This is a genomic window from Actinomadura bangladeshensis (assembly GCF_004348335.1).
In the GTDB taxonomy this organism is placed as follows: domain Bacteria; phylum Actinomycetota; class Actinomycetes; order Streptosporangiales; family Streptosporangiaceae; genus Spirillospora; species Spirillospora bangladeshensis.
Map to the genome: position 1 here is coordinate 1 of NZ_SMJW01000137.1, position 21,534 is coordinate 21,534.

The 21,534-nt window shown below is 73.3% G+C and carries 21 protein-coding genes; 6 read left to right on the forward strand and 15 right to left on the reverse strand.

The features are described 5' to 3' along the window. Nucleotides 1-265: 265 nt before the first annotated feature. The 3 genes from thrS to E1284_RS24385 form a co-directional block, all read right to left on the reverse strand. Nucleotides 266-2,251, reverse strand: a complete 1,986-nt coding sequence (thrS, locus tag E1284_RS24375; protein WP_207923926.1) for a threonine--tRNA ligase — start codon at nucleotides 2,249-2,251, stop codon at nucleotides 266-268. Between the two features lie 311 nt (nucleotides 2,252-2,562). Continuing rightward, the gene (locus tag E1284_RS24380) at nucleotides 2,563-4,041 is read right to left on the reverse strand and encodes a sugar porter family MFS transporter (protein WP_131942459.1); all 1,479 of its coding nucleotides are present in this window, start codon (nucleotides 4,039-4,041) and stop codon (nucleotides 2,563-2,565) included. A 52-nt stretch (nucleotides 4,042-4,093) separates the two neighbouring features. After that, nucleotides 4,094-4,723: a class I SAM-dependent methyltransferase gene (locus E1284_RS24385; RefSeq protein ID WP_131942460.1), complete on the reverse strand. Its 630-nt coding sequence runs from the start codon at nucleotides 4,721-4,723 to the stop codon at nucleotides 4,094-4,096. Nucleotides 4,724-4,884: 161 nt separating this feature from the next. On the opposite strand from E1284_RS24385, the gene E1284_RS24390 reads away from it, so the two are divergent. Together E1284_RS24390 and E1284_RS24395 are read left to right on the forward strand one after the other, a co-directional pair. Continuing rightward, on the forward strand, nucleotides 4,885-6,138 hold the full coding sequence (locus tag E1284_RS24390) for a sensor histidine kinase (RefSeq protein WP_131942461.1): 1,254 nt from the start codon (nucleotides 4,885-4,887) through the stop codon (nucleotides 6,136-6,138). A gap of 25 nt (nucleotides 6,139-6,163) precedes the next feature. Continuing rightward, nucleotides 6,164-6,838, forward strand: coding sequence for a response regulator (locus tag E1284_RS24395; protein WP_131942462.1), 675 nt, complete (start codon nucleotides 6,164-6,166; stop codon nucleotides 6,836-6,838). A 12-nt stretch (nucleotides 6,839-6,850) separates the two neighbouring features. Here E1284_RS24395 and E1284_RS24400 read toward each other — a convergent pair whose 3' ends face one another. Both E1284_RS24400 and E1284_RS24405 read right to left on the reverse strand, forming a co-directional pair. Beyond that, nucleotides 6,851-7,807: a quinone oxidoreductase family protein gene (locus E1284_RS24400; RefSeq protein WP_131942463.1), complete on the reverse strand. Its 957-nt coding sequence runs from the start codon at nucleotides 7,805-7,807 to the stop codon at nucleotides 6,851-6,853. 28 nt (nucleotides 7,808-7,835) lie between these two features. Beyond that, nucleotides 7,836-8,597, reverse strand: coding sequence for an SDR family oxidoreductase (locus E1284_RS24405; RefSeq protein WP_131942464.1), 762 nt, complete (start codon nucleotides 8,595-8,597; stop codon nucleotides 7,836-7,838). 46 nt (nucleotides 8,598-8,643) lie between these two features. On the opposite strand from E1284_RS24405, the gene E1284_RS24410 reads away from it, so the two are divergent. Further along, a complete protein-coding gene (locus E1284_RS24410) occupies nucleotides 8,644-9,867 on the forward strand; it encodes an acyl-CoA dehydrogenase family protein (protein WP_131942465.1) in 1,224 nt (407 codons plus the stop codon). Further along, nucleotides 9,864-10,529, forward strand: a complete 666-nt coding sequence (locus E1284_RS24415) for a TetR/AcrR family transcriptional regulator (protein WP_131942466.1) — start codon at nucleotides 9,864-9,866, stop codon at nucleotides 10,527-10,529. Before E1284_RS24410 ends, E1284_RS24415 begins: the two co-directional genes overlap by 4 nt. 54 nt (nucleotides 10,530-10,583) lie before the next feature. Here the strand turns inward: E1284_RS24415 and E1284_RS24420 are convergent, their stop codons facing one another. Then, nucleotides 10,584-11,603: an ROK family transcriptional regulator gene (locus E1284_RS24420; protein ID WP_243714719.1), complete on the reverse strand. Its 1,020-nt coding sequence runs from the start codon at nucleotides 11,601-11,603 to the stop codon at nucleotides 10,584-10,586. 72 nt (nucleotides 11,604-11,675) lie between these two features. On the opposite strand from E1284_RS24420, the gene E1284_RS24425 reads away from it, so the two are divergent. Next, nucleotides 11,676-12,851 (forward strand): MFS transporter, encoded by a 1,176-nt coding sequence (locus E1284_RS24425; RefSeq protein WP_131942468.1) that lies wholly within the window; start codon nucleotides 11,676-11,678, stop codon nucleotides 12,849-12,851. Nucleotides 12,852-12,933: 82 nt separating this feature from the next. Here E1284_RS24425 and E1284_RS24430 read toward each other — a convergent pair whose 3' ends face one another. The 8 genes from E1284_RS24430 to E1284_RS24465 form a co-directional block, all read right to left on the reverse strand. Continuing rightward, a complete protein-coding gene (locus tag E1284_RS24430) occupies nucleotides 12,934-13,137 on the reverse strand; it encodes a cold-shock protein (RefSeq protein WP_067639228.1) in 204 nt (67 codons plus the stop codon). Between the two features lie 193 nt (nucleotides 13,138-13,330). Continuing rightward, nucleotides 13,331-14,596 (reverse strand): kynureninase, encoded by a 1,266-nt coding sequence (gene kynU / locus E1284_RS24435; RefSeq protein ID WP_131942469.1) that lies wholly within the window; start codon nucleotides 14,594-14,596, stop codon nucleotides 13,331-13,333. After that, entirely contained in the window at nucleotides 14,593-15,621 is a 1,029-nt protein-coding gene (locus tag E1284_RS24440; RefSeq protein WP_131942470.1) for an amidohydrolase family protein, read from the reverse strand. The genes kynU and E1284_RS24440 overlap by 4 nt, the downstream gene beginning before the upstream one ends. 1 nt (nucleotide 15,622) lies before the next feature. Then, nucleotides 15,623-16,195, reverse strand: a complete 573-nt coding sequence (locus tag E1284_RS24445) for a 3-hydroxyanthranilate 3,4-dioxygenase (RefSeq protein ID WP_131942471.1) — start codon at nucleotides 16,193-16,195, stop codon at nucleotides 15,623-15,625. Further along, entirely contained in the window at nucleotides 16,192-16,626 is a 435-nt protein-coding gene (locus E1284_RS24450) for a RidA family protein (protein ID WP_131942472.1), read from the reverse strand. The genes E1284_RS24445 and E1284_RS24450 overlap by 4 nt, the downstream gene beginning before the upstream one ends. Continuing rightward, nucleotides 16,626-17,369, reverse strand: a complete 744-nt coding sequence (locus E1284_RS24455) for a 2-keto-4-pentenoate hydratase (RefSeq protein WP_131942473.1) — start codon at nucleotides 17,367-17,369, stop codon at nucleotides 16,626-16,628. The genes E1284_RS24450 and E1284_RS24455 overlap by 1 nt, the downstream gene beginning before the upstream one ends. Then, complete coding sequence (locus E1284_RS24460; protein WP_165965409.1) at nucleotides 17,369-18,169, reverse strand: 2-keto-4-pentenoate hydratase; 801 nt, start codon at nucleotides 18,167-18,169, stop codon at nucleotides 17,369-17,371. The genes E1284_RS24455 and E1284_RS24460 overlap by 1 nt, the downstream gene beginning before the upstream one ends. 10 nt (nucleotides 18,170-18,179) lie before the next feature. Next, the gene (locus E1284_RS24465) at nucleotides 18,180-19,616 is read right to left on the reverse strand and encodes a 2-hydroxymuconic semialdehyde dehydrogenase (protein ID WP_131942474.1); all 1,437 of its coding nucleotides are present in this window, start codon (nucleotides 19,614-19,616) and stop codon (nucleotides 18,180-18,182) included. A gap of 107 nt (nucleotides 19,617-19,723) precedes the next feature. Between E1284_RS24465 and E1284_RS24470 the strand changes: the two genes are divergently transcribed. Then, nucleotides 19,724-20,650, forward strand: a complete 927-nt coding sequence (locus E1284_RS24470) for a LysR substrate-binding domain-containing protein (RefSeq protein ID WP_131942475.1) — start codon at nucleotides 19,724-19,726, stop codon at nucleotides 20,648-20,650. On the opposite strand, the gene E1284_RS24475 is transcribed toward E1284_RS24470, so the two are convergent. Next, the coding region (locus E1284_RS24475; RefSeq protein WP_341770417.1) for an alpha/beta hydrolase at nucleotides 20,640-21,534 on the reverse strand (895 nt) is incomplete at its 5' end. The two genes, E1284_RS24470 and E1284_RS24475, sit on opposite strands and share 11 nt — an antisense overlap.

A 21,534-nucleotide genomic window follows, 5' to 3' on the forward strand; every position in this document is an offset into this window, starting at 1 on the left:
CCCCCTGGGCCCCGGCCGCGCCCTTCTTCCCGTCGTCCATCAGCGGCATGAGGAGCACGATGACGGCTGCGGCGACGAGCAGCAGGGTGCCGGCGTAGCCGGCGATCCGGCCCCACAGCCGGGCCCGCCGGGCCCGTCGGCCCCGCCGCGCGGGCCTCCTCGACTTCATTCCGCTGACTCCCCGTCGTGGCACGTGATCGATGAGGCTACCAACTCCGCGCGGCGGGCACTCCTCGCTCCGACCCGGCCGCTCAGACCCGGCCGCTCAGATCTGGACGCGCGCCTCGACGGCCTTGACGATCTCCTCGACCGCCTCGTCGATCGGGACGGCGTTCTTCTGCTCGCCGCTGCGGTACCGGAACGACACGGCGTCCTTGGCCACGTCGTCGTCGCCCGCCAGCAGCATGTAGGGGATCTTCTGCTTCTGCGCGTTGCGGATCTTCTTCTGCATCCGGTCGGAGGAGGTGTCGACCTCGGCGCGGATCCCGCGCTCGCGCAGCCTCGCCGCGACCTTCTCCAGGTGCGGGACGTGCGCGTCGCCGATCGGGATGCCGACCGCCTGCACCGGCGACAGCCACGGCGGCATCGCGCCCGCGTAGTGCTCGACCAGCACGCCGAGGAAGCGCTCGACCGACCCGAACAGCGCCCGGTGGATCATCGCCGGGGTCTGCCGGGTGCCGTCGGCGGCCTGGTACTCCAGCCCGAACCGCTTCGGCTGGTTGAAGTCGAGCTGGATGGTGGACAGCTGCCAGGTCCGGCCGATCGCGTCCTTGGCCTGGACGGAGATCTTCGGGCCGTAGAACGCGGCGCCGCCCGGGTCGTCCACGAGCTCGAGCCCGGACTCCTGCGCCGCCTGGCGCAGCGCCTCGGTGGCCTCCGCCCAGTCGGCCTCGTCGCCGATGAACTTGTCGGAGTCGTCGCGGGTGGACAGCTCCAGGTAGAACTCGGAGAGGCCGAAGTCGCGCAGGACGCTGAGCACGAAGCTCAGCAGCGACTTGATCTCCTCGCCCATCTGCTCCTTGGTGGTGTAGATGTGCGAGTCGTCCTGGGTCATGCCGCGCACGCGGGTGAGCCCGTGCACCACGCCCGACTTCTCGTACCGGTACACCGAGCCGAACTCGCAGAGCCGCAGCGGCAGCTCCCGGTAGGACCGCCCGCGCGCCCGGAAGATGAGGTTGTGCATCGGGCAGTTCATCGGCTTGACGCGGTACTCGACCTCGTCGACCTCGAAGGGCGGGAACATGTCCTCGCCGTAGTACGGCAGGTGCCCGGAGATCTCGAACAGCGACGACTTGGTGATGTGCGGGGTGTTGACGAACTCGTAGCCGGCCTCCTGCTGCCGGCGGCGCATGTAGTCCTCCATCTCCTTGCGGATGATGCCGCCCTTGGGGTGGAAGACCGGCAGGCCGCTGCCGAGCTCGGGCGGGAAGGAGAACAGGTCGAGCTCGGCGCCGAGCCGGCGGTGGTCGCGCTTCTCGGCCTCCGCCAGGAACTTCAGGTACTCGTCCTGCTTGTCGCGGGACTCCCACGCGGTGCCGTAGATCCGCTGGAGCTGCGGGTTCTTCTCGCTGCCCCGCCAGTACGCGCCGCCGGAGCGCATCAGCTTGAACGCGGGGATCACGCGGGTGGACGGCAGGTGCGGGCCGCGGCACAGGTCCTTCCAGCGCAGCTCGCCCGACTTGGCGTCGAGGTTGTCGTAGATGGTCAGCTCGGCGCCGCCCACCTCGACGTTCGCGCCGTCGGCGGCGTCCTCGACGGGGCCGGAGCCCTTCAGCCCGATCAGCTCCAGCTTGTAGGGTTCGGCGGCCAGCTCGGCGCGCGCGTCGTCGTCGGAGACGGGGCGCCGGGAGAACCGCTGGCCCTGCTTGACGATCTCGCGCATCCGCTTTTCGATGCGCTTCAGGTCGTCGGGGGTGAACGGCTCGGCGACGTCGAAGTCGTAGTAGAAGCCGTTCTCGACCGGCGGGCCGATGCCCAGCCTGGCCTCGGGGAACAGCTCCTGGACGGCCTGCGCCATCACGTGCGCGGCGGAGTGCCGCATGATCGCGCGGCCGTCGTCGGACCCGATCTCGACGGGCTCGACGGCATCGCCGTCGTGCAGCTCGCCGGCGAGGTCGCGCAGCTCGCCGTTGACGCGCGCGGCGATCACGGTGCGGCCGTCGGCGTCCAGGGCCTCACCCGCGGTGGTGCCCGCCGGTACCGCCCGCTCGCCGCCGTCGAGTCTGATGCGCAGTTCGGGCACGGTGGACACGGGTACTCCTCGCGATGGTGGTCTGGGATCAGCGGTTTCCGATGCTATCGACTCGGGCTCTCCCCCGGACGCGTCCGGCTCCATCGTGGTGCTCCTCTCCTCGTGGAGGGCCCCCGGGATCGGTCGGAGCGGTCCCCGAAAAGTGGAAGGGCCCCGGGGATCGCTCCCGGGGCCCTTCCGCGTGCAATGTCAGGACATGCCGCCGTCGCGCCGGGAATGACCCGGCGTCGTCGTCTCTGCGGACACGTACGGCATGCCTTCACTGTAGCCGACGGAGCACGGCGGCACACGCAGTGGAGCGCGGCCGGCGGTCACGCGCGCGCTCTCGGCCCGGCGAGCTTGTCCATGTCCTCCAGCTCGCGCCCCTTCGTCTCGGGGACGGCGCGCATCACGAACAGGAACGCCAGGACGGAGAACAGCGTGTACAGGCCGTAGGCGAGGCCGAGCGAGAAGCCGGAGATGCCGGGGAACGTCGTGGTGACCACCCAGTTGGCGATCCACTGCGCGGCGGCGGCGACCGCGAGGGCGGACGCGCGGATGAAGTTGTTGAACATCTCGCCCAGCATCACCCAGACGACCGGACCCCAGGTCGCGGCGAACGAGGCGACGAAGACGTTGGCGGCGACGAGCGCGATCGGCCCGGCGACGGTTCCGAGGTGCGGCTCGCCGTCCACGATGGGCGCGGTGGCGAAGCAGACGGTCAGGGTGCCGAGGGAGACCGCCATGCCGGCGGCGCCGGCGAGCAGCAGCGGGCGGCGCCCGATCCGGTCCACGAGGGCGATGGCGACCAGCGTGAACGCCACGTTCACCACCGAGTTGATCACCGAGGTGAGCATCGCGTCGTTCTCGGAGAACCCGACCGCCTGCCACAGCGAGGACGAGTAGTAGAAGATCACGTTGATGCCGACGAACTGCTGGAAGACCGACAGCAGGATGCCCGCCCAGACGATCGGCAGCAGGCCGAGCCGGTTCCCGCGCAGGTCGCCGAGGCGGACCGGCCGGTCCTCGGCGATCGACCGGACGATCTCCCCGATCTTGGCGTCCACGTCGCCGCGGCCCATGACCCGCCGCAGCACCCGCCGGGCCTCGGCCGTCCTGCGCTTCTTGACCAGGTAGCGGGGCGACTCGGGGATCGTCAGGGCGATCACCCCGTACAGGAGCGCGGGCACGGCGGCGCTGGCGAACATCCAGCGCCAGGCGTCCCCGCCCCAGGGGAACGTCCCGGACGCGCCGCCCTCGGACACCCGGGCGATGACGTAGTCGACGACGAGCGCGGCGAAGATGCCGAGGACGATCGCCATCTGCTGCAGGGAGCCGAGCCGGCCGCGCAGGTTCGCGGGCGCGATCTCGGCGATGTAGGCGGGCGCGATCACGGACGCGGCGCCGATGGCGAGGCCGCCGACCAGCCGCCAGGCGGTCAGGTCGACGGCGTTGAAGGCCAGTGCCGAGCCGGCCGAGCTGATCACGAACAGCACCGAGGCGATGAGCATCACCCGCACCCGGCCGATCCGGTCCCCGATCGGCCCGGCGAACCAGGCGCCGACGGCGCAGCCGAGCAGCGCGGACGACACGACGAAGCCGACGGCGAAGCCGCTCAGCCCGAACTGGTCCTTGAGCGCGTCGACGGTCCCGTTGATGACCGAGGAGTCGTAGCCGAACAGGAAGCCGCCGAGGGCGGCGGCTCCGGCCAGCAGCGCGGCGGTCGCCGCCGCGTGCGGGGCGCCGTCGCGCTCCGCGCCGTCCAGATCCCCGCCGTCCGGTGGTCGCGGCTGGCTGCCCGAGGTCGTCATGGGCCCTGATCTTCCCCGCGAGACGGACCTTATGCGGAGTTTTGAACGTCGCTCAGTCGCGGACGGCGACGCCGAGCACGTGCGGTGAGGCGGGGTTGCCGCGTCCGGCGGGGAAGTCGAACCGCCGCTCGGTCCGCACCGTGAAGCCCGACCCGGCGATCCAGTCGGGCGTGGGCCGGGACACGTGGCAGCCGGCGGCGAGGAACGGCCACACCACGTCGGCGTACCGCTGGAACCGCGCCTTACCGGGCTCGTCCCCCCGGACGTGCTCGTAGTAGCGCAGCTCGCCGCCCGGCCTGAGGACGCGCCTCAGCTCGGCCAGGGCGCGGATCGGGTCGCGCACCGAGCACAGCACGAGCGAGGCGACCGCCACGTCGAACGAGGCGTCGTCCACGTCGAGGTCCTCGGCGACGCCGGGGCGCACCGTGACCGGGACGGGCGCACGGCCGGCGTTGTGGTCGGCCTTGGCGCGCAGCCGCGGCTCGGGTTCGAGCGCGACGACCTCGGTGACCTCCGGCGGGTAGTGCGGGAAGTTGGCCCCGTATCCGGCGCCCACCTCCAGCACGCGGCCGGAGGCGCCGGCGAGCAGTTCGGCGCGGTGCGCGTCCCCGCCCGCCCTGGCGCAGGCGGCGTCCAGCCGCGGGTAGAGCCGGGCGAAGATCGGATGGCTCAGGTCGCTCATGCCCGCAGTCTCCGCCGCCGCCCCGCGCCGCCGCAAGATCGCCTCGCGGCCGCGCCGCCCGGCGGTGGTACCGGAGAGGCGGTGATACCGGAGAGGCGGGCCGCATCTCCCTCCCGGGGGTCAGGCCGCCGCGGCCCCGCGGGCTCTAGGCTCCAGGTCAAATGAACGATCCAGACCGCTCCGCGCCCACCGGCCGCACCCGGCTGATGGCCGGCGTCCGCTCCGCCCTGCTGCCCGGCGGGGACGGCCCGCCCGTGACCCTGCTGCCCGGCCGGCTGCTGCTGCGCGTCCCGATCCTGGTCCTGCTCGCCGCGCTGACGATCGGCTTCACCGCGGGCTCCATCGCCATCGCGATCGAGGTGTACCACGTGAACACCGGGCTGGCCTGGCCGCTCGGGGTGCTGCAGGCCGCGCCGCTGATCTTCGCGGCCCGGTGGCCGCTGGCCGCCTGGCGGGTCGCGGCGCTCGGCCTGCTGCTCACGGTGTTCGTCCGGCACGGCACCGGCTTCATGCCGTGGCCCGTCACCGCGATCCTGGCCCTCGTCGTCATCCTGTTCTTCACCGGCGTCGGCGCGGACCGGCAGACCACCGTGGGCGTCGGCGCGGTGACCGTGGCCGGGGTGCTGGTGCCCGCCGTGCTGTTCGGCATGCCGGGCTGGTTCGCGACGATCCTCGCGGGGATCGCCGCGGTCGCGCTGACGTTCGGCGACGCGGTCGGCGGGCGGCACTCCGCGGTGGAGGAGCTGCGCCGCCGCGAGGAGCAGCACCGGCAGGACCTGGCCCGGCAGGCGGTGCTGGAGGAGCGCGCCCGCATCGCCCGCGAGCTGCACGACGTGGTCGCGCACCACATGTCGGTGATCGCGATGCAGGCGGAGGCCGCCCCCTACAAGATCCCCGACCTGCCGGACGCCGCGCTGCAGACGTTCGGGGTGGTGCGGGACGCGGCTCGCGAGGCGCTCACCGAGACGCGCCGCGTCGTGGGGCTGCTGCGCGCGGACGGCGAGGGCGCCGAGCGCGCCCCGCAGCCCGGCCTGGAGCGGCTGGACGACCTGGTCGCCGCCGCCCGCCGCTCCGGGCTGGCGGTGTCGACCGCCGTGGTCGGCATGCCGCGCCCGCTGAACGCGGGGGTGGACCTGTCGGCGTACCGGATCGTGCAGGAGTCGCTGAGCAACGCGGCCCGGTACGCGCCGGGCTCCCGCGTCCACGTCGAGGTGAGGTACGGGCCCGAGGCGCTGGCGGTGTCGGTCACCGACGACGGCGCCCGCAGCACGCCGGAGGAGTCGCAGGGCGGCGGCCACGGCCTGGTCGGGATGCGCGAGCGCGTCACCATGCTGGGCGGCGCCCTCGACGCCGGTCCGCGAGGCGAGTCCGGCTGGTCGGTCACCGCCGAGTTGCCCTACGGGGACGCGGACTGATCTTCGCCGCCGTAGGGTTGGCGGCGTGACGATTCGGGTGCTGATCGCCGACGACCAGGTGATGATCCGCGACGGGCTCGCGGCGCTGCTGTCCTCCGATCCGGAGATCGAGGTGGTGGGGCAGGCGGGCAACGGCCGCGAGGCCGTGGAGATGGGCCGCCGGCTCGACCCGGACGTGATCGTGATGGACATCCGGATGCCGGAGATGGACGGCCTCGCCGCCACCGCCGAGCTGGTCGGCGAGCCCGGCCGGGACGCCGACCCGGCGGAGGCGCGGCCGAAGGTGCTCGTCCTCACCACCTTCGACCTGGACGAGTACGTCTACGAGGCGCTCGGCGCGGGCGCCAGCGGGTTCCTGCTGAAGGACGCCTCGGCGGCCGACCTGGTGAACGGGGTGCGGATCGTCGCGGCGGGCGACGCGCTGCTGGCCCCGTCCATCACCCGGCGGCTGATCGGCGACTTCGCGCGGCGGCGCCGGCACCAGCGGCCGAGCCCGCAGGCGACCGCGGGGCTGACGCCGCGCGAGCTGGACGTGCTGCGGCTCATGGCGCGCGGGCTGTCCAACGCCGAGATCGCCGCCGAGCTGGTGCTGGCCGAGCAGACGATCAAGACGCACGTCGGGCACGTCCTGACCAAGCTGGCGCTGCGCGACCGCACCCAAGCCGTCGTGTACGCCTACGAGAACGGCCTCGTCGGATGACCGGGGGGCCGCCTAGCGGGACGGGTCGAGCACGAGCTTGCCGGTGGTGCGGCGCGCCCGCATGTCCTCGTGCGCGCGGCGCGCCTCGGTCAGGCCGTACTCGCCGCCGCCGATGACGCGGAGCCGGCCGCCGGCGGCGAGGTCGAACAGCTCGCCCAGCGCGGTGCCCATGACGTCGCCGGGCAGCTGGAAGACGTGCGCCAGCCACATGCCGGAGATCGTCGTGGAGTGCGCCATCAGCGTGGCCGGACGGACGGGCGAGGGCTCCTTGCGCGACGCCATGCCGTAGAAGGCGAGGCGCCCGAACGGGGCGAGGGCGCGCAGGCTCTGGTCGGTGACCGTGCCGCCGGTCATCTCCAGGACGGTGTCGACGCGCCGGCCGCCGTTGGCGTCGATCAGCGCGTCCTTCAGGTCGGGCTCGTTCGCGTCGATCGCGACGTCGGCGCCGAGGTCGAGGGCGAGGTCGCGCTTCTGCTTGGAGGAGGCGGTCGCGATGACCCGCCCGGCGCCCCACGCCTTGGCGAGCTGGACGGCGAGCGTGCCGACCCCGCCGGCGGCGGCGTGCACGACGACGGACTCGCCGGGCGCGAGGTGGACGCTGCGGCGCAGCAGCACCCACGCGGACGCGCCCTGGACGATCATGCCGAGCGCGGTGACGTCGTCGATCGCGTCGGGGACGTCCCAGGCCAGCGCCTCGGGCGCGACGGCCTTCTCGGCGTAGCCGCCGGTGCCGACGAGCGCGACGACGCGGCGGCCGTCGCCGGCGGTCCCGACGACCTCGCCGCCCGGCACCATCGGCAGCGTGGACGCCGACAGGTAGCTGTTCTCGGCCTGGTGGGTGTCGGCGTAGTTGACCCCGGCCCGCGAGACGTCCACGAGCAGGTGCCCGGGGCCGGCGGACGGCTCGGGCAGCTCGGTGACGGTCAGGACCTCGGGCCCGCCGAACTCGGTGATCTGGATCGCGCGCATGTCTCTCCTGTCGGTCTCGGCGGACGGCTCAGCGGGGGCCCGGGACGCCGCGGAACTTGAACGGCCCGGACGGGCGGCCCGGCACCACGTACCACGCCTCGCCCGCGCCGTCGGCCTCCAGGATGCCCATGAACGCCTCGACGACGTCGGACACGTCCAGGATCGGGAAGCCGGTCTCCTGGAGATGCCCCTTCAGCGGGGTGAGGATGTCGGTGTCGGCGAACGAGGGGCACAGGGCGTTCACCCGGATGCCCTCCTCGGCGTACGTGGGACCGAGCGCGCGGACGAGCCCGACGACGGCGGCCTTGTTGGCGCCGTACACGGGGTCGAACGGCGTCGCGGTGAGCGCCGCCATGCTGGCGGTGCAGACGATGTCGCCGCCGCCGCGGGCGCGCAGCGCGGGCAGCGCGGCGTGCGCGCCGAACACGACGCCGTCGAGGTTGATGCCCATGGCCCGCCGGTAGGCGGCGAGGTCGAAGTCGTCGCCGACTCCCCCGCCGCCGGCGACGCCCGCGTTGAGGAACGCGACGTCCAGGCCGCCGAAGCGCTCGACGGCGGTCGCGACGGCGGCCTCGCTGTCGGCGGGCTCGCGCACGTCGCAGCGGACGAACGCGCCGTCCAGTTCCTTCGCGAGCGCGTCCCCGGCCTCGGCGTCGACGTCGGCGAGGACGACCCGGGCGCCCTCGCGGGCCAGCCGGCGCGCCACCGCGGCCCCGATGCCGTTGGATCCGCCCGTGATCAGCGCGACCTTGCCCGTGCCGTCGAAGCCCGTGCCGTCGAAGGCTGCCATGGGGACTCCCTCCCGAAGTAACTGACTCGTCAGTTACTCTAGCGGAATGGACTTCGGTTTGAGCGAGCGGGGCGGGGAGTACTTCGGCCGCCTCCAGGAATTCATGGACTCCCACGTCTACCCGGCGGAGCCGGTCTACGCGGCCCAGCGGGCCGAGCTGGCCGCGGCGGGGCGCGAGCACCACGTCCCGCAGGTCGTCGAGGACCTCAAGGTCGAGGCGCGCAAGCGCGGCCTGTGGAACCTGTTCCTGCCCGACAGCGAGGACCCGGCGCACGGCCTGTCGGTCACCGACTACGCGTCCCTGGCCGAGCTGACGGGGCGCTCCCCCAACCTCGCGCCCGAGGCGACCAACTGCGCGGCGCCCGACACCGGCAACATGGAGGTCCTGCACCTGTTCGGCACGCCCGAGCAGAAGGAGACGTGGCTGCGGCCGCTGCTGGACGGCGAGATCCGCAGCGCGTTCGCGATGACGGAGCCGGACGTCGCGAGCTCCGACGCCACCAACATCTCCACCCGCATCGAGCGGGACGGCGACCACTACGTCATCAACGGACGCAAGTGGTGGACGAGCGGCGCCGCCGACCCCCGCTGCAAGATCATGATCCTGATGGGCAAGACCGACCCGGAGGGCCACCCGTACCGGCAGCAGTCGATGGTGCTGGTGCCGTTCGACACGCCCGGCGTGGAGGTCGTCCGGGCGCTGCCCGTGTTCGGCTACCAGGACCAGCACGGCCACTGCGAGATCACCTTCACCGACGTGCGCGTCCCGGTGGAGAACCTCGTCGGCGAGGAGGGCGGCGGCTTCGCGATCGCGCAGGCCCGGCTCGGCCCCGGCCGCATCCACCACTGCATGCGCGCGATCGGGATGGCCGAGCGGGCGCTGGAGCTGATGTGCGAGCGCGCGGTGTCGCGCGTCGCGTTCGGCGGCCCGCTCGCCAAGCAGGGCGTGGTGCGCGAGCAGATCGCCGAGTCGCGGATGGCGATCGAGCAGGCCCGGCTGCTCACGCTCAAGACGGCCTGGCTGATCGACAAGCACGGCGTGCAGGCGGCCCGGTCCGAGGTCGCGGCGATCAAGGTGATCGCGCCGCGGGTCGCGCTGGAGGTCGTGGACCGGGCGATCCAGGTGCACGGCGGCGCCGGCGTCAGCGACGACACCCCGCTCGCCGCGATGTGGGCGGGGCTGCGCACGCTGCGCCTCGCCGACGGCCCGGACGAGGTGCACGTGCGCTCCGTGGCCCGCGCCGAGCTGGGCAAGTACCTCGGCACATGACGAGTGACACGGGGGAGACGGGCGTACGGCGGCGGATGCCGTACGCCCGGCGGCGCGAGCAGCTGCTGCAGGTCGCGCTCGAGGAGTTCGGCCGCCGCGGCTACCACCTGGCCCAGATGGAGCACGTGGCGGCGGCGGCCCAGGTCTCCAAGGCGCTGCTCTACCAGCACTTCGCGTCCAAGGAGGAGCTGTTCGCCGAGGTGACCGAGGCGATCGTCGCCGAGCTCACCGGCCGGCTGAACGAGGCCGTGCACGCCGCGCACGGATCGGCGGACGGCATCCGGGCGATGATCCGGGTGCTGTTCGACTACGCCACCGAGGAGCCCGACGCGTGGGCGCTGGTCGTCCGGCACCTGGACAAGCCGGAGGTGGGGCTGGAACTGCGTGAGCTGCGCGACCGGCTCGGCACCGCGTTCGCCGACCTGCTGCTGCGCCGCCGCCGCGCGGACCCGGCGCTGTCGCCGGCCGCGCTGGAGGTCAATGAGCGCCGCGCCCGGCTGCTCGTGCCGCTGATGTACGGGTCGATGCTGTCGATGGTGTCGTGGTGGCTGGAGCATCCCGACACGTCACGCGAGCGCGCCGAGCAGATGGCCGTGGAGTTCATCTGGCTCGGCCTCGACCGGCTCCGCGCGGGCGAGCGCCTGCCCAAGGCGCAGCCGTAGCCTGGCCTGACTGAACACCGCGTCAACCGAACACCGCGTCAACCGAACACGGCATCAACCGAACACGGCGTCGCGGGCGAGGTCGAGGGCGGTCAGCACCGCGCCGCGCAGCACGGCGTCGCCCTCGACGCGGCTCGCCCGCACGTCGGTGGGGGCCGGGCCGAGCGCGGCGAGCCGGTCGGCGACCAGCCCGGCGAGCCGGTCGCCGCCCGACCGGCCGAGCTCGCCGCCGAGCACGACGAGGCCGGGGTCGAGGACGGCGACGAGCGCGAACGCGGCCTCGGCGATCCACCCGGCCACCCGCTCGTCGGCGAGGCCGGCCACGGCGGCCCGGTCCAGCAGGTGGCAGAAGTCGGTGCCGCCGAACTTCAGCAGCCCCACCTCGCCGGCGCCGCCGGACGCGCCGCGCCGCAGCCGGCCGTCCAGCACGACGGCGCCGCCGATGCCGTCGTCCAGCCACAGCAGGGCGAAGTCGGCGCGGCCCGCGGCGGCGCCCTCGCGGTGCTCGGCGATCGCGCCGAGGTTGACCTCGTTCTCCAGCCGGACGGGCGCGCCGAGGCGGCCCTGGAGCGCCGCGCCGAGGTCGGGTCGCCCGCCGGGGACGCCGCTGTCGGTCACCAGTCCGGTGCGCGGGTCGACGGGGCCGGGGGTGCCGAGCACGACGGTGTGCAGGACGCGTCCGCCGGCCGCCTCCGCGACCGCTCCGGCGATGAGCGCGGCCAGGTCGGGGGCCGGCGGCAGGGTGCGGGTCACGGCCCCGGTCTCGTTGCCGGCGATGTCGGCGACGGCGACGTGGACGGCGTCGCGGCGCAGGTCCACTCCGGCGATGTGGGCGCGGTCGGCGACGAGGCCGTAGAGGCGGGCGTTGGGGCCCCGCCGGTCCGCGCCGGTCTCCCCCGCCACCTCGACCAGCCCGGCCGCCCGGAGCCGCTCGATCAGGTCGGACACGGTCGGCCGGGACAGCCCGGTCAGCGTCCGCAGCTGCGGGGCGGTAAGCGGGCCGCGGTCGAGCAGCAGGTCGAGGGCCAGCCGGTCGTTGATCGCGCGGGCCATGGTGGGGTCGGCGGTCTTCACGGGCCACATGGTAATCAGGAAGCCTGCCTGTTCACTTTTCATCAGGGAGCCTTCCTGTTAGTTTCTCCGTCCATGACCTCTCCCCATCGGGCCATCGCCGCGGTCTTCGCCGTCCACGGGGCCGTGGCGGGCACGCTCGCCACCCGGCTGCCGTGGATCCAGGACCGCCTCGACCTCTCCCCCACCGTGCTCGGGCTGGCCCTGCTGTGCCCGTCCGTCGGCGCGTTCACCGCCATGCCCACCGCGAGCCGGGTGGCGCACCGGATCGGCGAGCGCCGGACCGTCCGGCTGCTGATCGCGGCCTGGTGCGCGGCGCTCGCCCTTCCCGCGCTCGCGCCCGCGCCCGGCTGGCTGTTCGCGGCGATGCTCCTGTTCGGCGCGACCGCCGGGATGTCGGACGTCGTCATGAACGCGCACGGCGTCGCGGTGGAGCGGGCCGTGGGCCGCCCGGTCATGTCGGGGCTGCACGGCCTGTGGTGCGTCGGCAGCCTCGCCGCCGGCGGCGCCGGCATCGCCGCCGCGCACGCCCGGATCGACGCCCGGCTGCACCTCGGGCTGGTCGCGGTCGTCCTGCTGGCGGCGGGCCTGCTCGCCGGACGGTGGCTGCTCGCCGACCGGCCCGCCGAGGGCGTCCCCGCGCCGCGCCGGTTCGCGCTGCCGACGCGGGCCGTCGCGGCGATCGGCGCGGTCGGGTTCTGCGGGACGTTCGCCGAGGGCGCGAGCACCGACTGGTCCGCCGTCTACCTCACCGAGGTGACGCACGCGGGCCCCGGCCTCGCCGCCGCCGCGTTCACCCTCTTCATGTCGTGCATGGCCGTCACCCGGCTGGCCGGCGACCGGATCGTGCGGCGGTTCGGCCCGGCGGCGGTCACCCGGTGCGGCGGCTCGGTCGCGGTGGCCGGCGGGATCCTGGTGGTGGCGGCCCGCGCGCCGTGGGCCGCGATCGCCGGGTTCGCGCTGGTCGGCATCGGCATCGCCACCGTCGTCCCGCTGGTGTTCGCGGCGGCGGCCGGCGTCGGCGCCACCCCCGGCGAGGGCGTGGCGGGCGTCGCGACGATCACCTACCTGTCCGGGCTGACCGCGCCGGCGGTGACCGGCTGGACGGCGGGCGCACTGTCCTACCGGGCCGCGTTCGCGATGATCACCTGCGTGGTCGCCGTGATGACGCTGTCGGCCGGCGCGCTGCGCCCGCGCGCCGCCGGCCGGGGCGCGCCCGCGCCGGAGCCGGCGGCGAAGGCGCTGCGCTGACGCCCGGCCGCCCGGGGCATGCGAAAGGCCGGGGACGGCGAGCGTCCCCGGCCTCTCAGCGGTCTAGATCAAGGGCAGTGCCTCAGAGCGGGTAGACGCCCTCGGCCTGCGGGCCCTTCTGGCCCTGGGTGATCTCGAACCCGACGCGCTGGTTCTCGTCCAGGCTGCGGTAGCCGTTGGTCGTGATCGCCGAGTAGTGGACGAACACGTCCGGGCCGCCGCCGTCGGGCGCGATGAACCCGAAGCCCTTTTCGGCGTTGAACCACTTCACGGTGCCTTCGGCCATGGTGTTCCCCTTCCGGGTAGAACTCACCGGGCCGCCGGGCGGCGGACCGGGCTGCAGCGGACTCATCTCACGTCCGCCGGTCGCCCGGAGAAAACGCTTCGAGACTGCCTGGCGTCCGGCCGGCCGGGCCGGGCGCCATCGTGCAACGCACCCGAACCTACCCGATCCCGGGCCGCCTCATGCACCGACACACCTAAACAAGATCCGCCAAAGCCTCCGCCGCGCGGTGGCAGTCGTGGAACGTGCAGTACAGCGGCGCGGGCGCGAGCCGGACGACATCCGGCTCGCGCGCGTCGGCGACCACGCCATGGTCCTCGGCGAGCCGCCGGACGAGCCCGCCGGCGTCCGCGACCCGCAACGACAGCTGGGTGCCGCGCGCCGCCGGGTCCACCGGGGTGATGATCTCCACACCGCCGACCGGGGCGAGCCGGGACGCCAGGTAGCCGGTGAGCCGCTCGCTCTTGGCGCGCAGCGCGTCCATCCCGACCCGGTCGAAGATCTCCAGGGAGGCGAGGACGGGCGCGAGTGCCATGATCGGCGGGTTGGACAGCTGCCAGGCGTCGGCGGACGCGGGCGGCGCGATGTCGGGGTCCATCCGGAACCGGACGGCGGGCTCGGTCCCCCACCAGCCCGACAGCTTCGGCACGGACGCGTCCCGGACGTGCCGCTCGTGCACGAAGCAGCCCGCGACCGCGCCCGGACCGGAGTTCAGGTACTTGTAGGTGCACCAGGCGGCGAAGTCGACGTCCCAGTCGTGCAGGCGGAGCGGGACGTTCCCGGCCGCGTGCGCGAGGTCCCAGCCGACGACGGCGCCGGCGGCGCGGCCCGCCTTGGTGATCGCGGGCATGTCCATGAGCTGGCCGGTCAGGTAGTTGACGCCGCCGAGCAGGACGAGCGCGACCGTGCCGCCCTCGCGTTCGAGAAGGCCGATGACGTCCTCGGTGCGGAGGTTGTCCTCGCCGGGGCGGGGCTTCAGCCGCACGACGGTCGCGGCGGGGTCGAGCCCGTGGTGGACGGCCTGGCTGGCGACCGCGTAGGAGTCCGACGGGAACGCCGTGTCCTCGATCACGATGCGGGTGCGGTCCCCGGCCGGCCGGTAGAAGCTCGCCATCATCAGGTGCAGGTTGACGGTCAGCGAGTTCATCGCGACGACCTCGCGGGGCAGCGCGCCGACGAGCCGGGCCGCGGGCTCGCGCAGCAGCGCGTGGTAGTCGACCCACGGGCGGCGCGCCTGCGTGTGCCCCTCGACGGCGAGGCGCGCCCAGTCGTCCAGCTCCTCGCGGAGCCGGCCCGCGACGGCGCGCGGCTGGAGGCCGAGGGAGTTGCCGGCGAAGTAGGCGGCCTCCGCGTAGGCCCCGCCGGGTGCGGGCGGGACGAGGAACTCGCCGCGCAGCGTGGGCAGCGGGTCGCTCCCGTCGAGCCGCCGCGCCTCCTCTTCCCTTTGGGCCGCACTGCTCACTGGGTCATTCCTTCGGTGGTCACGAGTTCCGGCGCGGGGGCGAAGAACGCCTCCGCGTTGCCGCCGAGCAGCAGGGCGCGGTCGGCGTCGTCCAGCCCGGGGCACGCCCGGATCGTCGCACCCGGCTCCATCTCGCCGAGCGGGAACGGGTAGTCGGTGCCGAGCATGACCCGCTCGGTGCCCATGACGTCCACGAGGAGGCGGAGGGCGCGCGGGTCGAACACGGCCGAGTCGACGTGGAACCGGTCGGTGTACTCCGACGGCGGGCGCGGCGAGTCGGCGCGCACGATGTCGCGGCGGTGCCAGGCGTTGTCGGCCCGTCCGAGCAGGAACGCGAAGGAGCCGCCGCCGTGGCAGAAGCACAGCCGCAGCGACGCCGGGATGCGCTCGAACGCGCCCGACAGCATCAGGCCGAGGATGCTCAGCTGCGTCTCGGCGGGCATCCCCGACAGCCACGGCAGCATGTGGCCGCGCATCCGGTCGGCGCCGAGCATGTCCCACGGGTGCGCCAGCACGGGCAGGCCCAGCGTGGCGCAGTGCGCGAGGAACGCGGTGATGCCGTCGTCGTGGAGGTTGCGGTCGCCGACGTGGTTGCCGATGTGGACGCCGCGGTGCCCGGCGGCCTGCGCCCGCGTCGCGACCTGGCAGGCGAGGCCGGGGTCCTGCAGCGGGACCTGGCAGAGCGGCAGCAGCCGGTCGGGCGCCTGCCCGCAGAAGTCGAGGATGCGCTCGTTGACGAGGTCGCACCAGTCGGCGGCGCGGGACGGCTCGGCGGCGTACCCGAACATCAGCGGGGTGGACGAGACGGCCTGGACGTCCACGCCCGCCGCGTCCATGTCGGCGACGCGGCGCGCCGGGTCCCAGAGCGCCTCGCCGACCGGCCGGTACTCCTCGTCGCCGCACATCATCATGCCGGTGCCGCCGCCGTCGACGCGCAGCCACGGCTGCGCGTCGTCGGTGAGCATGCGGCCCTCGTCACGGCTGAGCCGCGGGAAGACGTGGGCGTGGACGTCGAAGACGGTCATGTCAGATCCGGGGCGCCGTGGTCGGGGTCATGGTCTGCGGCCATGTCCTGCCCGGGTGGACGGCCCCGCAGTTCGGGCATGTGCGGTCACTGCCGTAGAAGCCCTCGAAGGCGGGCGGCAGGTCGTCCACGATCGAGCGGACCTGGAGTTCGGCGCGGTGGACGAGGTGGTGGCACTTGGTGCAGTACCACTCGAACGCCTCCGTCAGCCCCTCCGGCCGCGGGATCTCCACAACGAGGCCGATCGACCCGGCCTCGGGCCGCTGCGGCGAGTGCCGGACGTGCGGCGGCAGCAGGAAGACGTCGCCCTCGTTGATCTGCACGTCCACCGGCGGGCGGCCCTCCTCCTCCATGACGCGCAGGACCATGTTGCCCTTGAGCTGGTAGAAGAACTCCTCGGTGGGGTCGTCGTGGAAGTCGGTGCGCTGGTTCGGGCCGCCGACGACCATGATGATCAGCCCGGCGTCGTCGAACACCTGGACGTTGCCGACCGGCGGCTTCAGCAGGTCGCGGTGCTCGTCGATCCAGGCCTGGAAGTTGAACGGCCGTCCGTGCGACAGCTGCGGGAGTGTCATGCTCCGGTCTCCTTGCCGTTGCTGGGGATGTGGGCGACGCACGAGATCTCGATGAGCAGGTGCGGGTGCGGGAGCTGGTGGACGGCGACGGTCGTGCGGGCCGGGCCGGTCTCGTCGAAGTACTCGCCGTAGACCTCGTTGTAGCCGCCGAAGTCGTTCATGCTCACCAGGTAGGTCGTGACGTTGACGACGTCGGAGAGGTCGCCGCCGGCGGCACCGAGGAGGTCGCGGACGTTCTCGATGACGGCGCGGGTCTGCGCGCGGATGTCGAGGTCGGTGACGCCCATCGGGTCGGCGGTCGCCCCGACGAACGTCCCGTCGGGGCGGCGGGAGCTCGTCCCGGACACGAACACGAAGTCGCCGGCCCGCTTCACGTGCGGGAACCGTCCGCGCGGCTTGGCCTTGCCGTCCACGAGGAACGCGTCGCCCATCACGTCGTCACCTCCACACTGCCGAGGCCGGCTCCGGTTGCGCGGACGTGCGCGTCCTTCGGCAGCGGAACGGCGGCGGTCGCGGCCCCGGCGAGGACGATCCAGCCGGGTTCGAGCTTCATCCCGGCGCCGAGCGCGAGCCGCGCCGCGGCCCGCAGCGACCGCGCCGGGTCGCCGAGGATCGCGGCGGACGAGCCCGCCTGCACGGGGCGTCCGTCGATCTCCAGCAGCAGCCCGGCGTTCGACAGGTCGCGCGGCGCGTGCCAGGCCCCGTAGCCGAACCGCGCCGCGGACGCGTTGTCGGCGATCACGTCGGGGAGGGTGAACTTGAAGTCCCGGTAGCGGGAGTCGAGCACCTCGAACCCGACCGCGACTCCGGCGACGGCCGATTCGACCTCGGCGGGCGACCGGACCTCCCGTCCGATCAGGTAGGCGATCTCCGGCTCGACGCGCGGGTGGATGAGGCGGGAGACGTCCACGGACGACTCGGCGAGCATCCGGTCGGTGAGCAGGCCCCAGATGACGTCGTCGACGCCCATCTGCACCATCTTGGCGCGGCTGGTGAACCCCATCTTCACGCCGACGACCCGCTCGCCGCGGCGCCGGCGGCGCTCGATCCCGGCCCGCTGCACCGCGTAGGCGGCGGGCACGTCGAACGGCGCCTTCTCGGTCAGCTTCGGAACCGCCCGGACGTCGCGGACGGCCTCGTCCAGCGTCGCCGCCAGCGCGTGCACGTCCACCATCAGCCCTCCTCCTTGTCCGGATCGACGCGGCCGAAGGCGACGCGGACGTCGCCGAGCCCGTCGATGCGGGCCTCGAACACCTCGCCGGGCGCGGCCGGGACGACCGGCCCGAGCGCGCCGGTCAGCACGGTGTCGCCCGCGCGCAGCGGGCGGCCGACGCGGACGAGCGTGTCGGCGAGCCACAGCGCCGCGTTCAGCGGGTGGCCGAGGCAGGCGGCGCCGTTGCCGGTGGAGACCTGCTCGCCGCGCCGCTCCATGACCATGCCGCAGAGGCGCAGGTCGACGTCCTTGAGCGGGACGGGGCGGTTGCCCAGCGCGTACATGCCGGACGAGGCGTTGTCGGCGACGGTGTCGGCGAGCGTGATGTCCCAGTCGCGGACGCGGCTGCCGACCACCTCGATCGCGGGCAGCGCGAACGCGGTCGCGCGGATGACGTCGGCGACGGTGTGCCGCTCGTGGGTCAGGTCGTGCTCCAGGACGAGCGCGACCTCGGCCTCGGCGCGCGGCTGCAGGACGGCGCCGGCGGGGATCTCCTCGCCGTCCGGGACGGCCATGTCGGCGAACAGCATCCCGAAGTCGGGGCTGTCGACGCCGATCTGCCGCTGGACGGCCTTCGAGGTCAGGCCGATCTTCCGCCCGGCGAGGCGGCGGCCCTCGCCGAGCCAGCGCTCGGTGAGCCGGTCCTGGACGGCGTAGGCGTCGTCCGCCGTCGTGATCAGGTCGCGGACGGGCGCGCACGGCGTGCCGCTCGCGTAGGCGCCAAGGAGCCGTTCGGCGGCTTGGTCGATGGTGGTCGTCACGGGCTCGCTCTCAGATCTGGATGCAGACGTTGACGGGTTCGGAGAAGAAGTCCAAGGAGTACTCTCCCCCTTCCCTGCCGATCCCGGACGCCTTGACACCGCCGAACGGGGTGCGCAGGTCGCGCAGGTTCCAGCAGTTCACCCAGACGATGCCCGTCTCGATGCGCGGCGCCACCCGGTGGGCGCGCGACAGGTTCGTCGTCCAGATCGTGGACGCAAGGCCGTAGGGGCTGTCGTTGGCGAGGTCGACGGCCTCGTCCTCGGCGTCGAACGGGGCGACGTGGCAGACCGGCCCGAAGATCTCCTCCCTGACCGTGCGGGCGGTCTCGGGGAGCCCGGTGAGGACGGTGGGCTCGACGTAGAAGCCGCCGTCCCGCGCGTCGCCGAAGGTCGGCGCGCCGCCGCCGGCGACGACCGTGGCGCCCTCTTCTTTGGCGAGCCGGTAGTAGGAGAGCACCTTGTCGCGGTGCTCGGCCGAGATCATCGGCCCGTAGCCGTCGAGTTCCTTCGCCCGTGCGGCCAGCCTCTCGACGAACTCGTCGAAGACGGGACGCTCGACGTAGACGCGCTCGGTGCAGAGGCAGATCTGCCCGGAGTGGGTGAACGAGGAGCGGACCGTGCCGTCCACGGCGGCGTCGAGGTCCGCGTCGGCGAAGACCAGCGCGGGGTTCTTGCCGCCCAGCTCGAACGACACCGGCGTCACGTGCGCGGCGGCGTTGCGCATGATCGCGGTGCCGGTGGCGGACTCGCCGGTGAACGCGATCGCGTCCACGCCCGGATGCCCGGTGAGGAACTCCCCGGCCGCGCCCGCACCGTGCCCGTGCACCAGGTTGAACACGCCGTCCGGCACCCCGGCCTCGTCGATGACCCGGGCCAGGAGGGTGGCGGTGGACGGCGTCTCCTCCGACGGCTTGACCACGACGGTGTTGCCGCACGCCAGCGCCGGGGCGATCTTCCAGGTCGACAGCAGCAGCGGGAGGTTCCACGGCGAGATGATCGCCACCACGCCGAGCGGTCGGCGCACGGTGTAGCTGAGCGCCTCGCCCGTCCCCGTGCTCCAGCCGGGGATCCGCGTCGTGTAGGCGCGTTCGGGGCGGCCGTACAGCAGGTCGGCGTAGGCGCGGAAGTTGCCGGCCGCGCGCGGCACGTCGACGGTCTCGGCGAACGCGCGGGGCCGGCCGGTGTCCGCGACCTCCGCCTCGACGAACTCCTCGAACCGGGCCTGGATGCCGTCCGCGATGCGCCGCATCGCGGCGGCCCGCTCCTCGGCACCGGCCGCGCCCCATGCGCCCTTCAGCGCTGCCTTCGCCGCCACGACGGCGTCGTCCACGGTCTCCCGCGTGGCCTCGGGGACGGTGCCCAGCTCGGCACCGTTCGCGGGGTCGATGAGGGGGAACGAGGCACCGTCCGAACGGAAGACGCCGCCGACGTAGTGCTCAGCCTTCATCCGTTCCTCCCGCGCAGCTCGACTCCCCGATCCTCTGCCCCGCGAGCTATGCCTGGCAAATACCAATCGACCAGTGAGCTATCACGATCCCGTGATAGTAAGGCGGCATGCGCGCGATCGACCTGCTCAACGGACGGCTGAAGCTCCGGCACCTGGTGCTCGTCGTCGCCATCGCCGACCACGGCAGCGTCCTGCGCGCCGCCGAGCACCTGCACCTGGCGCAGCCCGCCGTCACCCGCAGCCTGCGCGAGGTGGAGAACCTCCTCGGCGTCGACCTGTTCACCCGCGGCCCGCGCGGCGTGACACCGACCCTGTTCGGGGACGCGTTCATCGAGCACGCCCGCGCCGTCCTGGCCGAACTCCGCCGCGCCGGCGAACGCATCACCGGCCTGGCGGACGGGGAGGTCGGCACCGTCACCATCGGCACGCTCCTCGCCGGGTCGAACGTCCTGCTCCCCCGCGCGATCGCCGCGCTGAAGAAGGACCGGCCGGGCATCACCGTGATCGTCCAGGAGGCGACGTTCGACGCCCAGGTGCCGCGACTGCTGGACGGGGAGATCGACCTGATCCTCGGCCGCCTCAACCCGATCGACGACCTGCGCGGGCTCCGCCAGATCACCCTCTACGGCGAACCGGTCCTGCTGGTCGCCCGCCGCAACCACCCGGCCCGCGCCCTGCCGGACCTCGGCCTCGCCGATCTGCTGGCCTATCCGTGGGTGCTGCCTCTGGAGCAGACGGCGCTGCGCACCGAGTTGGAGCAGGTGTTCCGCGCGTCGGGCCTCACACTGCCCGACAACCTGGTCGAATGCACGTCGGTGCTGACCGTCCGGACCCTCGTCCGCGACACCGACATGATCGCAGCACTTCCAGAACTGGTCGCCCGCACGGACGCCGACATAGCGCCACTACCCATCCCGCTGGAGACCGTCCGCCGCCAGGTCGGCGTGACGCTGCCCGCACACCGAGCCCCAACGCCCTCGGCCCGCCTGATGCTCGACCACCTCCAGCACGAGGCGGCCGCGCTCACGGCTTGATCAGCCCTGCCAGCGCCTTGCCGACCGCCGACCCGGGATCGCCCAGATCGAGGACGACGTCGAAGTGGTCCCGGTCGGGCACGACCATCAGTTCGGCGCCGTCCCACATCGGCTGGAACATCCGCGACTGCGCCACGAACCCGTCGCCGTCGTTCTCCGCGACCACGAGAACCACCGGACACTTGTGCTCGGCCGGTTGCAAGGCGGGACTCAACGCCGCCGCCCGCTCCAGATCCAGCTTCACGTAGTCGTTCACATAGATACGCGTGACCGGCCGGATGTCGAACAGCCCGCTGATCGGCATCGCGGCCTTGACGACGTCCTCCGGAACCCCGAACTCGTCCTGCCACCCGCCGACCATCGTCATCGCGGCCAGATGCCCGCCCGCCGAACTGCCGCCGACCACAATGCGCTCAGGGTCGAGCCCGTACGCGCGCCCGTGCCGGTGAATCCACGCGATCGAAGCCCGCGCCTGCCGGACGATCTCCTCAAGCGTGGCCTTCGGCGCGAGCGTGTAGTCGGGCACGACGGTCGCGATGCCCTGCTCGTGAAGAGCTCGCGCCATGAACGACGACTCTTCCTTCGACAGCGCGAACCAGTAGCCGCCGTGGAAGAAGACGAACACGGGCCTCAACCCCTGCTCGTCCACCCCCCATACGTCCAGCCGCTCGCCGCTCACCTCGTCGAAGACGACCCCGCGATGCCCCGGCAGCCCGTCAATGGCTCGCGCGGACTCCTCCCGATACCGCGCGAGGTGCCGTTCAAGCAGGTCATCCCCCGCCTTCCGCCGCACGTTGTAGGCGACGTCCAGCTCCTCATCACTCAGCCCGCTGCCCAGCCACTCGTCCGCATCGCTCACATCCCCACCCCTGTCGCTTATACAC

Bases quoted from the DNA above. Each gene is read 5' to 3' on its own strand.
- E1284_RS24390 (WP_131942461.1), top strand. From the start codon at position 4,885: ATGAACGATCCAGACCGCTCCGCGCCCACCGGCCGCACCCGGCTGATG.
- E1284_RS24380 (WP_131942459.1), bottom strand. From the start codon at position 4,041: ATGACGACCTCGGGCAGCCAGCCGCGACCACCGGACGGCGGGGATCTG.
- E1284_RS24450 (WP_131942472.1), bottom strand. From the start codon at position 16,626: ATGGGCGACGCGTTCCTCGTGGACGGCAAGGCCAAGCCGCGCGGACGG.
- E1284_RS24465 (WP_131942474.1), bottom strand. From the start codon at position 19,616: ATGAAGGCTGAGCACTACGTCGGCGGCGTCTTCCGTTCGGACGGTGCC.
- E1284_RS24410 (WP_131942465.1), top strand. From the start codon at position 8,644: ATGGACTTCGGTTTGAGCGAGCGGGGCGGGGAGTACTTCGGCCGCCTC.
- E1284_RS24430 (WP_067639228.1), bottom strand. From the start codon at position 13,137: ATGGCCGAAGGCACCGTGAAGTGGTTCAACGCCGAAAAGGGCTTCGGG.
- E1284_RS24400 (WP_131942463.1), bottom strand. From the start codon at position 7,807: ATGCGCGCGATCCAGATCACCGAGTTCGGCGGGCCCGAGGTCCTGACC.
- E1284_RS24425 (WP_131942468.1), top strand. From the start codon at position 11,676: ATGACCTCTCCCCATCGGGCCATCGCCGCGGTCTTCGCCGTCCACGGG.
- E1284_RS24445 (WP_131942471.1), bottom strand. From the start codon at position 16,195: ATGACACTCCCGCAGCTGTCGCACGGACGGCCGTTCAACTTCCAGGCC.
- E1284_RS24415 (WP_131942466.1), top strand. From the start codon at position 9,864: ATGACGAGTGACACGGGGGAGACGGGCGTACGGCGGCGGATGCCGTAC.
- E1284_RS24405 (WP_131942464.1), bottom strand. From the start codon at position 8,597: ATGGCAGCCTTCGACGGCACGGGCTTCGACGGCACGGGCAAGGTCGCG.
- E1284_RS24470 (WP_131942475.1), top strand. From the start codon at position 19,724: ATGCGCGCGATCGACCTGCTCAACGGACGGCTGAAGCTCCGGCACCTG.
- E1284_RS24385 (WP_131942460.1), bottom strand. From the start codon at position 4,723: ATGAGCGACCTGAGCCATCCGATCTTCGCCCGGCTCTACCCGCGGCTG.
- E1284_RS24440 (WP_131942470.1), bottom strand. From the start codon at position 15,621: ATGACCGTCTTCGACGTCCACGCCCACGTCTTCCCGCGGCTCAGCCGT.
- E1284_RS24455 (WP_131942473.1), bottom strand. From the start codon at position 17,369: ATGGTGGACGTGCACGCGCTGGCGGCGACGCTGGACGAGGCCGTCCGC.